The 13,717-nt window shown below is 67.9% G+C and carries 15 protein-coding genes; 6 read left to right on the forward strand and 9 right to left on the reverse strand.

Translation table 11 applies throughout. The features are described from left to right. Positions 1 to 11 precede the first annotated feature (11 nt). A complete protein-coding gene (locus BJ987_RS31640) occupies positions 12 to 749 on the forward strand; it encodes a TNT domain-containing protein (protein ID WP_209896722.1) in 738 nt (245 codons plus the stop codon). Beyond that, positions 746 to 1,021, forward strand: a complete 276-nt coding sequence (locus BJ987_RS31645) for a hypothetical protein (protein WP_209896723.1) — start codon at positions 746 to 748, stop codon at positions 1,019 to 1,021. Before BJ987_RS31640 ends, BJ987_RS31645 begins: the two co-directional genes overlap by 4 nt. Positions 1,022 to 1,040: 19 nt before the next feature. On the opposite strand, the gene BJ987_RS31650 is transcribed toward BJ987_RS31645, so the two are convergent. From BJ987_RS31650 to BJ987_RS31690, 9 genes are all read right to left on the reverse strand, one after another. Beyond that, on the reverse strand, positions 1,041 to 1,847 hold the full coding sequence (locus tag BJ987_RS31650; protein WP_209896724.1) for a class I SAM-dependent methyltransferase: 807 nt from the start codon (positions 1,845 to 1,847) through the stop codon (positions 1,041 to 1,043). A 201-nt stretch (positions 1,848 to 2,048) separates the two neighbouring features. Then, complete coding sequence (locus BJ987_RS31655) at positions 2,049 to 2,561, reverse strand: arginine repressor (protein ID WP_307869819.1); 513 nt, start codon at positions 2,559 to 2,561, stop codon at positions 2,049 to 2,051. 51 nt (positions 2,562 to 2,612) lie between these two features. Then, complete coding sequence (gene argF / locus BJ987_RS31660; RefSeq protein WP_209896725.1) at positions 2,613 to 3,557, reverse strand: ornithine carbamoyltransferase; 945 nt, start codon at positions 3,555 to 3,557, stop codon at positions 2,613 to 2,615. Beyond that, the gene (locus tag BJ987_RS31665) at positions 3,554 to 4,753 is read right to left on the reverse strand and encodes an acetylornithine transaminase (RefSeq protein WP_209896726.1); all 1,200 of its coding nucleotides are present in this window, start codon (positions 4,751 to 4,753) and stop codon (positions 3,554 to 3,556) included. Before BJ987_RS31665 ends, argF begins: the two co-directional genes overlap by 4 nt. Next, positions 4,750 to 5,661: an acetylglutamate kinase gene (argB, locus tag BJ987_RS31670; RefSeq protein ID WP_209896727.1), complete on the reverse strand. Its 912-nt coding sequence runs from the start codon at positions 5,659 to 5,661 to the stop codon at positions 4,750 to 4,752. The genes BJ987_RS31665 and argB overlap by 4 nt, the downstream gene beginning before the upstream one ends. Further along, a complete protein-coding gene (argJ, locus tag BJ987_RS31675) occupies positions 5,658 to 6,872 on the reverse strand; it encodes a bifunctional glutamate N-acetyltransferase/amino-acid acetyltransferase ArgJ (RefSeq protein WP_209896728.1) in 1,215 nt (404 codons plus the stop codon). Before argJ ends, argB begins: the two co-directional genes overlap by 4 nt. Beyond that, entirely contained in the window at positions 6,869 to 7,942 is a 1,074-nt protein-coding gene (gene argC / locus BJ987_RS31680; RefSeq protein WP_209896729.1) for an N-acetyl-gamma-glutamyl-phosphate reductase, read from the reverse strand. Before argC ends, argJ begins: the two co-directional genes overlap by 4 nt. Positions 7,943 to 7,973: 31 nt before the next feature. Continuing rightward, the gene (locus BJ987_RS31685; protein ID WP_209896730.1) at positions 7,974 to 9,215 is read right to left on the reverse strand and encodes a cation:proton antiporter; all 1,242 of its coding nucleotides are present in this window, start codon (positions 9,213 to 9,215) and stop codon (positions 7,974 to 7,976) included. 204 nt (positions 9,216 to 9,419) lie between these two features. Beyond that, positions 9,420 to 10,127 (reverse strand): ArsR/SmtB family transcription factor, encoded by a 708-nt coding sequence (locus tag BJ987_RS31690; RefSeq protein WP_209896731.1) that lies wholly within the window; start codon positions 10,125 to 10,127, stop codon positions 9,420 to 9,422. A 64-nt stretch (positions 10,128 to 10,191) separates the two neighbouring features. Between BJ987_RS31690 and BJ987_RS31695 the strand changes: the two genes are divergently transcribed. The 4 genes from BJ987_RS31695 to BJ987_RS31710 all read left to right on the forward strand — a co-directional run bounded on the left by BJ987_RS31695 (position 10,192) and on the right by BJ987_RS31710 (position 13,716). Then, a complete protein-coding gene (locus BJ987_RS31695) occupies positions 10,192 to 10,950 on the forward strand; it encodes a hypothetical protein (protein ID WP_209896732.1) in 759 nt (252 codons plus the stop codon). Between the two features lie 2 nt (positions 10,951 to 10,952). Next, a complete protein-coding gene (locus tag BJ987_RS31700) occupies positions 10,953 to 11,732 on the forward strand; it encodes an isocitrate lyase/PEP mutase family protein (RefSeq protein WP_209896733.1) in 780 nt (259 codons plus the stop codon). A gap of 127 nt (positions 11,733 to 11,859) precedes the next feature. Then, a complete protein-coding gene (locus tag BJ987_RS31705) occupies positions 11,860 to 12,477 on the forward strand; it encodes an adenylate kinase (RefSeq protein ID WP_209896734.1) in 618 nt (205 codons plus the stop codon). 69 nt (positions 12,478 to 12,546) lie between these two features. Beyond that, entirely contained in the window at positions 12,547 to 13,716 is a 1,170-nt protein-coding gene (locus tag BJ987_RS31710) for an alpha/beta hydrolase fold domain-containing protein (protein ID WP_209896735.1), read from the forward strand. The last annotated feature ends 1 nt before the right edge of the window (position 13,717 follow it).

Raw genomic sequence — 13,717 nt, forward strand, 5'->3', positions numbered from 1 at the left:
GAAGGCCGATTATGAATTTTGGGGAGTTGGAGACTATCGCCCGGGCACTGGGCATGCCCGAGTCAGAGGCTGGGATCGGGAGGAGGCGCGAGGACGCGTTCTGCGTCACCGAAGAAGACGGCGTCTACATGGTCTATTGGTACGAGCGCGGAAGCAAGATCGACCGCTGCGTCTACGAGACCGAGGCCTCGGCGTGCTACGGGTTCCTAGGCTTGATCGGTGGGGCGTTGCGCGGTTCGCAGCCGCTGGAGCCAGGTCGGGGGACGGCGGGATCGGTTGGCGGTGTGCCATTTTCACATTCGGCAGTGCAAGCTTTGGTCGATGGTGATGTTTATGGCGGGTTGGGGGAACAGCCTTGGGTTCAGCAGTTCGTGGTCCCCGAGGACGTTGCCGAGCCCGTAGGGCAGCGTCGATTGATTTGGCCCGACCGCAACCGGCATCCCGATGGTTTCGCTGCTTCGGACGGCCGTGCACCCATCCGCTTGGAACCCGGCCGGATCGTGGACTCGTTCGGCACTACGTTCAGCAAGTTGCTCTACGACATCTCCACCCCGCTCAGCGCTCGCTCCTTGCCGGTCGACTATCTACATTCCGGCTACCGGCGCTGGCAGGTGAAGACGCAGACTCCTGTGTGGGCGGGACCGGTCGCCCCGTGGTTCGGGCAGCCCGGCGGCGGCGAACAGTTCTTCACACTCATGCCGATCGTCGACTTGGTCGGCGCCGGATTCATCGAGGAGGTCGCGCTGTGACCAGCGGCGGAATTTTCGACCAGAACCCCACCAGCCAGCTCACTACATTCTCCCACGTTCCGACCCCCGAATCCCTTGTCTCCGAAGGCAAACTCCAAGAACAGTCCTGGTGCCTGATCCAGGGCGACGACGGCTGGTGGAGCGTCTTCTACTACGAACGCGGTTCTCGCACCGAGAATCTCGGTCGCGCCAACGACCGCCGGGCCGCGCTCCGGCTGCTCGGCGGGCGTCTGCTCTATACCGACATTCTCAACCGAGCTCCCCGGGCTTGATCGAGGCCGGTCGACCGGGTCAGAAGTCGAGGCGATAGGAGATGGCCATGCGGCGGAGGAGGCCGATGCGGCGACCGACGGCCATGGACAGGCGGTAGCTGAGGTCGAGCTTGGAGGCGTCGAGGTCGAAAGCGCTGAGGGCGGTGCGGACCCGCAGGCGGGGGTGGATGGCTTCGAGGTCGGCGGGGGTGTCGATGCCCCAGTGCAGCGTGGAGCCGGATTTGCGGACAACCGCGTTGATCTTCTGGAGTTTGATGCCGGTGCGGCTGAAGCCGTCGAAGAGGAACTGGCCGGCGGGGAAGCGGTCGACGATGCGGCGGAAGAGGTCTCGGCCCGGTTCCTCCGCCAGATACATGGTGACGCCCTCGGCGATGACGAGCACGGGCAGGTCGGCGGGGATCCGCTCGACCCAGTCGGCTGGGGTCAGTGCGGTGGCGATCAGTTCGTAGCCGGGCCGTTCCGGGTAGAGCTCGGGACGCAATTCGATGACATCCGGGAAATCGATGTCGTACCAGCGGATTCCAGGGCCGGGGTCGATGCGGTAGACGCGGGTGTCGAGGCCACAACCCAGATGCAGCACGGTGGCTTCGGAGTGTTCGGCGAGGAATTCGCGGGCCCAGGTGTCGAAGTGCAGGCTGCGGAGGGCGACGGTCGCGGCGTCGGATTTGCGCAGGCCGGTCTCGGATTTGTCGAAGTCGATCTGCTCGACGGCGCGTAAGGCCATGGTGTCGTGCAGAACCGAGTTCGGGGACTGGGCGTCGAGAGCCTTGCCATAAAGGGTCGCGAGCATGGTCGCCTGCGGCCCGGACAAACTGATCTTGGCCATGCCGCCACGGTACGCCGCGACGGCGGAGGCGGTCGACTACCGCGCTACCAACCCGAGCGCCATGGCCGCGACAGCGTCGGCGTGCCCCGAGAGTTCACAGTGCTTGTGCGTCGACCGGCAACAGGCCGGATTCCCTCGGCACGATCGGAATTCAACTATGCCAGAGTTCAGATGAGCGAAATCGATCATGCTGTAGTAAATTCAGGCCAGTGCCTCGATCTTCGCGGCCAGTTCGGCACCGGTGAGGGGTTCGCGGGCGATGACGGCGATGGTGTCGTCGCCCGCGATGGTGCCGACGATGAACGGGAGCGAGGCACGGTCGAGGGCGCTGGCCAGGAAGTGAGCGGCGCCGGGCGGGGTGCGCAGCACGGCGATATTGCCGGAGGCGTCGGTGGAGACGAGCAGATCACCCAGCAGTTTCGACAGGCGGTCGGTGCCGCCGGTGACGCCGCGGACAGGACTGCCGTCCTCGGGGACCACATAGACCCCGGCGCCGCCGTCCGCGGCACGCAGCTTCACGGCGCCGAGTTCGTCGAGGTCACGGGAGAGGGTGGCCTGGGTGGTCTCGATGCCTTCGGCGGCGAGCAGCGCGGCCAGTTCGGTCTGGCTGCGGACGGCGTGCGCGGACAGCAGTTCGATGATGCGGGATTGTCGCCCGGCGCGGGTTCGGGCGATCGCGGGCCCCTTGCCCGGATCGGCCGTGGCGGCGCTCACGCTCGTACCTCGAGGGCGCCGAGATCGGATTCCTCAGCGCCCCTGGTTCGCTTAGGCACTCGCCGCACCTCGCTTCGCCAGCAGCCAGACCAGCAGGGCCTTCTGCGCGTGCAAGCGGTTCTCGGCTTCGTCCCAGACGACGCTGTGCGGTCCGTCGATCACCTCGTCGGTGATCTCCTCGCCGCGGTGCGCCGGAAGACAGTGCAGAACAACGGCATCCGACTGGGCACGAGCAAGTAGATCGGTGTTGAGCTGGTACGGGCGGAACGGGCCGACACGGTCCAGGCCGTCGTTCTCCTGCCCCATGGAGGTCCAGCAGTCGGTAACCAGGGCGTCGGCCCCTTCGGCGGCGGCGCCGGGGTCACTGGTGAGGGTGATGGTCGCCCCGGTCTCGGCGGCGCGCTTGCGTGCGGCCTCCAGGATCCAGGGCAGCGGCTCGAAACCCGAGGGAGCGGCGACGGTGACGTTCAGGCCCGCCGTGACGCCGCCCAGCAGCAACGAGTGCGCCATGTTGTTGGCGCCGTCACCGAAGTAGGTGAGATTGCGCCCCGCCAGGTCGCCCAGGCGTTCCCGCAACGTCATGAGGTCGGCCAGCACCTGACACGGATGGAATTCGTTGGACAGTGCGTTGATCACGGGAACCGTTGCGGCCGGGGCCATTTCATCCAGACGCGCCTGTTCGAAAGTACGCCAGACGATGGCGTCGACATAGCGGGAGAGCACCCGGCCGGTGTCGGCGAGCGTTTCCTCGCGGCCCAGCTGGGTGTCGCGCCCGTCCACCACGACGGCGTGCCCGCCGAGCTGGGCGATGCCGACTTCGAAGGAGAAGCGGGTGCGGGTGGAGTTCTTCTCGAAGATCACGCCGACCCCGCGCGGGCCGTCCAGAGGACGGTGCGCGAACGGCGCGGCCTTCAATTCGGCCGCGAGGGTGAGGATTTCGGCCTGCTCGACCGGGGTGACGTCGTCGTCCCGGAGGAAGTGCCTGAGCTCGGTCATTTGGTTCCCTTCGCGTCTTCGGCCGCACCGTCGAGAATCTGGGGCAGGTCGGCGACGAAGTTGTCGGCCTGGGTCTCGGTGAGCACCAGCGGGGGTGCGAGCCGGACGGTATCGGGCTTGGGCGCGTTGATCAGGTATCCGGCCGACCGCGCCCTGGCCTCCACCTGAGCCGAAATATCTTGGGTGAGAGCGATTCCCAGCAGCAGGCCGGCGCCACGCACGTGGTCGATCAGCGGATGGTCCAATCCTTCGATGCCGTCGACGATGTGCTTGCCCAGCGATTCGACGTGGGCGAGCAGATCTTCGGCGTCGATGGTGCGCAGCACCGCCAGCGCGGCCGCCGCGCACACGGCGTTGCCGCCGAAGGTGGTGCCGTGCAGGCCCGGAGTGAGCAGATCCGCGGCCGGTCCGGTGGCCAGTACCGCGCCGATCGGCAGTCCGCCGCCGAGCCCCTTGGCGAGGGTGATCACATCGGGCACGATGCCGAAAGCCTGGTGCGCGTAGAACTTTCCGCACCGGCCGATGCCCGTCTGCACCTCGTCCAGCACCAGCAGCGCGCCGTGCCGAGCGGTGATCTCGCGGGCCCGCGCCAGATAGTCCAGCGGGGGCACGATGACGCCGCTCTCCCCCATGATCGGCTCCAGGAACACCGCGGCGGTGTCGGCATCGACGACGGCCTCGAGCGCGTCGGCGTCACCGTAGGGCACGTGCACCACACCGGGCGGCATCGGCTCGAACGGCGCCCGCTTGGCGGGCTGCCCGGTCAAGGCCAGCGCACCCATGGTCCGGCCGTGGAAGGCTTCGGCACACGCGACGATCTTGCTCCGCCCGGTCAACCGCGCCATCTTGAACGCGGCCTCGTTGGCCTCGGTGCCGGAATTGCAGAAGAACGCGCGCCCGTGCCCGTCGCCGAAGTGCGACAACAACTTTTCGGCCAGCTCCAGCGCGGGCTCGGTGACATACAGGTTCGACGTGTGCCCCAGCGTGCCCAGCTGGGTGGTGACCGCCTCGATGATCGCCGGATGCCCGTGCCCGAGCGAGTTCACCGCGATGCCGCCGAGGAAATCGACGTAGCGGTTATCGTCGGCGTCGTAGACCACCGCGCCCGAGCCGCGCACCAGCGCGAGCTTCGGGGTGCCGTAGTTGTTCATCATCACGGTGTTCCACCGCGCCTGCAATTGCTCGACATTGCTCATGATTTCGTTCCGTCCGGTGCGCCGACCGGCGTCACCATTGTTCCGATTCCTTCTCCGGTGAACAGTTCCAGCAGTACCGAATGCGGCACCCGCCCGTCGATGACGTGCGCGGTCGGCACGCCGCCCTGGACGGCGCGCAAACACGCTTCCATCTTCGGCACCATGCCCGCATCCAAGCGCGGCAGCAACTTCGCCAATTCGTCGGCGTCGATGCGCGAGGTCAGCGAGGAGCGGTCCGGCCAATCGGTGTAGAGGCCCTCGACATCGGTCAGCACGACCAATTTCTCCGCGCCGATGCCCTCGGCCAGCGCGGCGGCCGCGGTGTCGGCGTTGATGTTGTGCACCACACCGCCGGCGTCCGGCGCGATGGTGGACACCACCGGAATCCGGCCTGCCGCGATGAGATCCAGCACGGCGTCCGGATTCACCTCGGTCACGTCGCCGACCAGGCCGATATCGGTGGCGATGCCCGCCACATCCACGGTGCGCCGGGTCGCGGTGAACAGATGCGCGTCCTCACCGGAGATACCTACCGCGTACGGGCCGTGCGCGTTGATCAAGCCGACCAGTTCCCGGCCGACCTGACCGAAGAGCACCATCCGCACCACATCCATGACCTCGGGTGTGGTGACCCGGAAGCCGCCGCGGAATTCTCCTTGCAGGCCCAGCTTTTTCAGCATCGCGCTGATCTGCGGGCCGCCACCGTGCACCACGACCGGGTGCACCCCGACGGTGCGCAGAAAAGCCATGTCGGCGGCGAAGGCCCGCTTGAGTTCATCGTCGATCATGGCGTTGCCGCCGTACTTCACCACGACGATCTTGTCGCGGAACTTCTGCAGCCAGGGCAGGGCGCCGGCCAGGACATGTGCCTTGTCCAGCGCCGAAAGGCTGTGCAGCACATCGGTCATGAGCTGTAAGCCGAATTCTCTTCGACGTAACCGTGCGAGAGATCGGTGGTGCGCACCATCGCCTCGCCGGACCCCACGTTCAGCTCGACGAGCACGTCGATGTCCGCGCCGGACAGATCGACCTGACGAGCACCCGGCGCACCGACGCTGTCGACGCAGACCGGATTCCCGTTGAACGACACCGAGATCCGGTTCGCGTCCAGGGTGATCGGCGCGATTCCCACGGCGGCGAGCACCCGGCCCCAGTTCGGGTCGGAGCCGAAAAGCGCTGTCTTGACCAGAGAATCGCGCGCGATGGCGCGGGCCGCGATCAACGCCTCGTCCTCGTCGGCCGCGCCCTTGACGAAGACCCGGACCCGCTTGGTGACCCCCTCCGCATCGGCCATCAACTGCGCCGCCAGGTCGTCACAGACCGCGAGCACCGCGGCGTCGAGTTCCTCCTGCGACGGCGTGACCGCGCTGGCGCCGTTGGCCAGCAGCAGCACGGTGTCGTTGGTGGAGCAGGAACCGTCCACGTCGAGCCGGTCGAAGGTGAGCCGAGTCGCCTTGCGCAGCGCGGAATCCAACTGTTCCGCGGTAGCGACGGCGTCGGTGGTGAGGACGACCAGCATGGTGGCCAGCGAGGGGGCGAGCATGCCCGCGCCCTTGGCCATGCCGCCGACGTTCCACTTGTCCCGGTGGTGGAACGCGACTTCCTTGGGCACGGTGTCGGTGGTCATGATGGCGTGCGCGGCGTCGGTGCCGCCGGAGATGCCGCCGCCCATCTCGTGCACGATTTCGGTGATCGCGGGGAGCAGCTTGTCCATCGGCAGCCGGTCACCGATCAAACCTGTTGAGCAGACGGCGATCTCGCCCGCACCGGTCTCGGCGCCCCAGTTGCTCAGCACCTTCGCCAGTTCCTCGGCGGTCTGATGGGTGTCCTGGAAGCCGCCGGGGCCCGTGCAGGCGTTGGCCCCACCGGAATTGAGGATGACCGCGCGCAGCCGCCCCGAGCTCAGCACCTGCTGCGACCACAGCACCGGCGCGGCCTTCACCTGGTTGCGGGTGAATACGCCCGCCGCCGCGTACTCGGGCCCCTCGTTGAGCACGAGCGCCAAGTCGGGCTTGCCGCTGGCCTTGATGCCCGCGGCGAGACCGGCCGCCCGGAAGCCGAGCGGGGCGGTCACGCCCTGGGTCCGAACCAGCTTGCCAGAGGTGGTTTCGGTCGTCACGGTGCCACTCCTACGGTGGAAAGTCCTTCGGTCTCTTCGAATCCGAGGGCCAGGTTCATGGATTGCACCGCGGCGCCCGCGGTGCCCTTGGTCAAGTTGTCGATCGCGCCGATCACCACCAGCAGGCCGGCGTCGTCGTCCACCGCCACCTGGAGGGTGATGGCATTGGAACCGAGCACCGAACCGGTCTGCGGCAGTACACCTTCCGGCAGCAGGTGCACGAAAGGTTCTTCGGCGTAAGCCTTCTCGTAGACCGCGCGAGCCGCCGCGGCGTCCACGGTGGTACGCGCGGTGCAGGTGGCCAGGATGCCGCGCGGCATCGGAGCGAGCACCGGGGTGAACGACACCGTGACGTCTTGTCCGCCGGCCGCCTTCAGGTTCTGCGCGATCTCGGGGGTGTGCCGGTGCGCGCCGGCGATGCTGTAGGCGCGGGCCGAGCCCATCACCTCCGAACCCAGCAGGGCCACATCGAGTTTGCGACCCGCGCCCGAGGCGCCGCTGACCGCGACGACATGCACCGCGGGCTCGATGATGCCCGCCGCGACGGCCGGAGCCAGCGCCACACTGGACACGGTCGGGTAGCAGCCGGGGACGGCGATCCGGTTCGCGCCGCGCAAAGCCGCACGGCCACCGGGCAATTCGGGCAGACCGTAGGGCCAGGCGCCCGCATGGGCGCTGCCGTAGTGCTTTTCCCACGCGGCCGCGTCGCGCAGCCGGAAATCGGCGCCGCAGTCGATGATCACCGTCGATTCCGGCAACGCCTCGGCGATGACGGCGGACTGTCCGTGCGGCAGACCCAGGAAGACCACGTCGTGCCCGGCCAACTCCTTGACGGTGGTCGGACCGAGCACGCGGTCCGCGAGCGGCAGCAGATGCGGCTGGTGCGCGCCCAGCGTGGTTCCGGCATTCGACCCAGCGGTCAGCGCCCCGATCTCGAGGCGCCCGTCTCGGTATCGGGGATGCGCCAGAAGTAGTCGGAGTACTTCACCGCCCGCATACCCGCTCGCACCCGCGACTGCGATCCGGGTCACCCCGTTTGCCGGGGCTCCGTCACCAGAGGAATCAGCCATGAAATGATTATGCATGACTATGCAAGCTCATTCATACGCGGGGCTCGACGGTCGATAGCTCTCGCTCGCCGATCACGCGGGCCAGCAGCGGGAACAGCAGGACCGTCGTCGCGCCGGCGGCCACCAGAACCGACGCGAGATCGGCTCCCATCAAACCCGAACCGGTCGCCACCTGGGTAACCGCGACGATGATCGGCAAACCGGTCGCCGCGTACAGCGCCAGTTGCGCCCGCTCCCGCGCAGTCGGCAAATTCGCGCCGTGCGGGACATACCGCTCGCTCAACCACACCGGCAGCCCGCGGGCGATCGCGATGGAGAGCACGAACGACGCCCACAGCACCGGATGGCTCAGCACCGCGGAGATATCGATGCCCATTCCCGACACCACGAAGAACACCGGGATGAGCAACCCGAATCCGATGGCCTCCAGCGCGGAATCGACCTCCGGATGCGCGTCGGTGATCATCCCGCGCAACACCACACCCGCCGCGAACGCACCGAGCACCACATCGAGGTCGAAGGTCTCGGCGACCGCCATCAGCACCAGCAGCAACAGAAACACGCCACGCACCGGCAACTGCGCGGTGCCGCCGCCCATCCCGCGCAATGCCCGGCCTAGCCACGGCGACTTCTGGAAGACACGCTGCGGCACGAACCCGATCCACGCGGCAGCGACGGCGAATATCAGCAGCACCACGACCGCGGCCAGCGGACTGCGGCTGGTGAGCAGCACCGACATCGCCACGATCGGCGCCAGCTCGCCGACCGCGCCGTGCGCGAGCACCGCCTGCCCCAGTGGCTGGTCCAGGAAACCGGCCTGCTTGACGATCGGCAGCAGCGTGCCGAGCGCGGTGGAGGTCATCGCGATAGCCACCGCCACCTTGGCGGTGAACCCGGTCTCCGCGCCGGAATCGAGCAGCACCGCCGCGCTCACCAGCAGGAACGCGAAGATCAGACAGCCCGCCCACACCAGCCACGCGGTACGTCCCGGCTTGCCGCGCAACAGCTTCGGATCGAGTTCGTAGCCTGCCAGCAGGAACAGCATGCCGAGCCCGAGTTCACTGAGCAGATCGACGCCGCCGCCGGTACCCGCCCACGCCAGGGCGTTCGGGCCGATGATCGCGCCGAGGAGCAGCAGGATCACCACGTCGGGGATATAGCCGTGCAATAACCGGGAGACGATCGGACCGAGGACGGCGATCAGGGCGATCAAGAACAGCGAGGTGATCGCCGTCGGGTGCACTACCTCCTGAGCCGCGCCGAGCAGGTCCATTGACCGATACTGGCATATCGAGCGGGGGAATCGGCGGCTGCGACATCAGGCTGAGACCGATTTTGCTGGACAATAGCCATCGAATCTCCTCGTCCAGACCGGCGCAGTCGGGTCGACGCACGCGTTGCCGTTGCCGTTGCCGTTGCCGTTGCCGTTGCCGTTGCCGTTGCCGTTGCCGTTGCCGTTGCCGTTGCCGAAGATCGTTCAACGTAGCGCCGCAGACTGGATGTCCAGCAGCTCCGCGAGGCCGTCCGCACCGCGGGGCGTGACCCGGACCGCGCGGCCGGTCCCGCTCCCCTGCACCCAGTCCAGGTCACGCAGGCGGCGGCAGAGCTGCGCGCCTGCCGCGCCGCCGAGATGGGTGCGGCGTTCGGTCCAGTCCAGGCATGGTCTCGCCAGCGGACGGCGGCCCTTCCGGAGTTCGGCGGCGTCCACGCCGAGCGGGCCGGTGAACCAGGCCAGGCCCGCGTCGGTGAGCGCGAAGCCGGTGCCCGGATCGAGCAGGTCGCGGGCGATCATGGCGTCGGTGATCGCGACGCCGAGGCGTCCGGCGAGGTGGTCGTAACACGTGCGGCCACGAGCCAGGGCCGCGGTGGCAGTGGCCGCGCGCAGCGAGGACACCGTCGGCCGCGGCGGCTCGAACTGCCCGACCATCGCCTCCAGGAGTTCGGCGACCCGAGGACCGGCCAATTGGACGTAGCGGTGTCTACCTTGGCGACGTTCGACCAGCAGACCACCCGTCATCAACCGATTGAGATGTTCGGTCGCGGTCGACGGTGCGACTCCGGCGTGACGCGCGAGTTCGCCCGCGGTCCAGGCGCGGCCGTCCAGCAGCGCCAGGCAGATTTCGGCCCGGGTCGGGTCGGCCAGCAGGGCGGCCAGTCCGGCCAGGTCAGCGCCGCGAGTGTGCATGCGTCCAGGATGCGACGCCGATCTTTCGGCCGCCACCGAAACAACGTCGAGCTACGTTCACGACATGGACCCGACGCTGCCGCTGATCACCGACCCCGAGCGAGCACGCGAGGTGCTGACCCACTGCCCCATGCCCCCGGTCCGTCCCGATGCGGCAAGTGGGATCGCATGGCTGCGGGCCCAGGTTCCGCGCTTCAGCAATGGTGCCGAGCACCGGCGCAGACATGCACTGGTGCTGGCGGAACTGGATCGGCTCGACCCGTCCGCACTGCGAATCGCGGCCCGGACCGCCGAGGGGCCACTGGCGCACGTACAGGTGCTCGCTGACGCACTCGGGTTGCGAGGCGTTTCCGTCGCGGCGGTGGAAGTCGTTGCCGCACACTATCAACCGCATATTCCGCCGACTCCCGAGGCGGACGCGGCGGTCGCGGAACTCGTCGCGGCCTGCGGGGGTGTCGCCGACGAGACGACCGCGGCGCGTATCTCCCTGCTGGTGCAGGCCTGCCCGGCTACGGCGGCCTTGCTGGCGAACGTCCGGACCGTGCGCGCAGACATCGCCGAGCACGGCTGGGCGACGAAAGCGCTCGAATCCGCGCTCGCCCAGCGACCTCCGGTACCTCGGACCCGTCGCGTCGTCGACGGCAACCTGGTCGACATCGATCTGACCCGAGACGGGCTGAGTTTCGGCGCGGGACCACATATGTGCCCGGGGCGAGCGCACGCGCTGGCGATCGCCGCGGGCATTCTCGAAGCGGCACCGCCGCGCATTTTCGATCCGGCCGGGCCCGTTGTGCCCGGAGCACCCTCCGAAACGAAAAGGTAGACATGGCTGCCAAGACAACGCTCTTCCGGGCGCTACACCACCGAGACCGGCCGCTGGTCCTGCCCAACGCGTGGGACTACGCCTCCGCCGCGTTGCTCGCCGCCGAGGGTTTTCCGGCGGTCGGCACCACCAGTCTCGGCGTGGCGGCCGCCGCCGGGCTGCCCGACGGCACCGGCGTCACCCGTGCCAAAACCTTGTTGCTGGCAACACGTCTCACACAGTTGACCGTTCCGGTCACCGTCGATATCGAGGGCGGGTTCAGCGACGATCCCGCCGCGGTCGCCGAATTCGCCTGGCAGCTGGCCGAACTCGGAATCGCCGGGGTCAATCTGGAGGACGGCCGTTCGGACGCCGCACTCGCAGATCCCGGTCATCAGGCGGAGTTGATCAGGGCGATCAAGGGCCGCGCACCCGAGTTGTTCGTCAACGCGCGCGTCGATACCCACTGGCTGGGCCTCGACCACGATTCCACCCTGACCCGCGTCGCCCGGTATGAAAAGTCCGGCGCGGACGGCATTTTCGTGCCCGGACTGGCCGAACCGGAGCAGATCCGTACCGTGGTCGGTGCGACCGGACTTCCGGTCAACGTCCTCTACCTCAGCACCGGTCCCTCGGTCGCCGAACTCGCCGCCTTGGGCGTGCGGCGCGTCAGCACCGGTTCTCTGCTCTACCGTGCCGCTCTCGCCGCGACCCTCGACACAGCGCGCGGAGTCCGCGACGGAACGGCGATAGCAGGCGGAATCCCGACCTATCAGGAGGTCCAGGCACAAACACCGTCGTAGTGAGTGGCGCGCCCGAATTGCTGAAAATGCCCCGCTGTCCGGCGCGGAGCCGCGGCATCCGGTCCCGTTCCAGTAATCTCGAATTCGGTTCGCGTGCAGGGGACGCGTCCGCGACGGGAGGACAGGTATGCGACTGGTCTTGGTGGGACCGCCCGGCGCGGGCAAGGGGACACAGGCCCAAATCCTTTGCGAGCGCCTGGATATTCCGCAAATTTCGACCGGGGACATGCTGCGCGCCGCTCAGGCGGCCGGTGCGCTTCCCGAGCATTTGGCGCGGCAGATGTCCGAGGGCGGGTTGCTTCCGGACGCGGTGGTGCTCGAGCTCATCGGTAAGCGTCTGACCGAGGCGGATTGCCGATCCGGGTTCTTGCTGGACGGCTTTCCGCGCACCGAGGCGCAGGCCACCGGACTCGATGACATTCTCGCCAAGCAGGGCGCCGCACTGGATGTGGTGGTCGCGCTCGAAGTACCGGCGGAGCAGTTGATCGACCGTGCCGTGCACCGCCGCGTGGACAAGCGCACCGGAAAGATCTACCACCTGAAATCGAATCCACCGCCGGAGGACGCCGAGCTGGAACACCGCTCCGACGATCACGAAGACGTGGTGCGGCAACGGATCGAGCACTACGCGGCGATGACGGCGGAGTTGCTGCCCTTCTATGCGGAACGCGGACTGCTGCGGCGCGTGGACGGAGTGGGCGAGGTGGCTTCGGTGGCGGAGCGGGTGCGCGCAGCGCTGTCCTGACAATCGCCCCCGGTCCGGGGCACGGCGTGCCGGAACCGGATACCGCTGAGGCCGTGGGTTAATGAGCGAATGGTGATTCGCTGGATTGTTGCCTTACTCGGGCTGGCACTGGCTGCGCTGCTCGCGGTAATCACGTTCGTGATCAGCTGGGCAGCGATTCCACCACGACTTATTCCGCTTTCACTGCTGGTCAGCAATGGGGGACTGTATGTGATTCCGGCGGCGCTGCTCGGGCTCGGCATCGCCGCGATCCTGCGGCAGCAACGCAATGCCACTCTCTTGCGAATACTCGGCAAGATAGTCGGAATCGTCTGCGTCACAGCGACGGTCGCCGCGTGTTTCCCGCTGGTCGCGTCATGGCGCGAAGCACATCGGCGCGGTGCGGACTTGTCGGTGCTGGATTACCTCACCGGCGGATCGAATACCGGTGCGCCGATGGCGGCGATGTCGACCACCTACGCCACCGTCGACGGCACGAATCTGCTGCTGGATCCGAAACTTCCGTCCAGTGCGGCGGCGAGCCCGCGGCCCGCGGTGGTGTGGGTGCACGGCGGCGGATGGTCCGACGGCGACCGCGGTGAGGCGCCCGAATGGCATCGCTGGTTGAACGACAAAGGGTATGCCGTCTTCGCGATCGAGTACCGGCTGGCGCCGCCACCGCGCTGGAATCAGGCGCCCGGTGATGTGAAGTGCGCGGTGGGCTGGATCAAACTCCACGCCCGCGAATTCGGAGTAGATCCGGAGCGAATAATGCTGGCAGGCGGTTCCGCGGGCGGGAATCTCGCGTTGCTGGGCGCCTACGGCGACGATCGGGTGGCACCGAGCTGTCCGGCGGGCGACACGTCGGTGCGCGCGGTCGCGGCGTTCTACCCGCCGAACGACCTGGCGCTCGGCTACCACAACTCCGGCGACCCCGAATACGCGCGAAAGGTGTTGCGGGACTACGTCGGCGGGACACCCGAGGAGTTCCCGGACCGGTATGCGGCAGCCTCGCCGATCACCTACGCCCGGCCGGGCGTCCCGCCGACGCTGCTGCTGCACGGAACCCGGGACCACGTGGTCGCGTACGAGCAGTCCGAGCTACTGGCGGCGAAGCTCGAAACCGCTGGCGTGCAGCATGATCTGCTGCCCATCCCCTACGGTGAGCATGCCTTCGACCTCAGCTGGGGCGACTGGGGCGCGCAGCTCTCGCGGGAAGTGTTCGCCCGATTTCTCGACCGCCACTTTCCCGCTTCCTGAC

The sequence above is a fragment of the Nocardia goodfellowii genome, from assembly GCF_017875645.1.
GTDB lineage: Bacteria > Actinomycetota > Actinomycetes > Mycobacteriales > Mycobacteriaceae > Nocardia > Nocardia goodfellowii.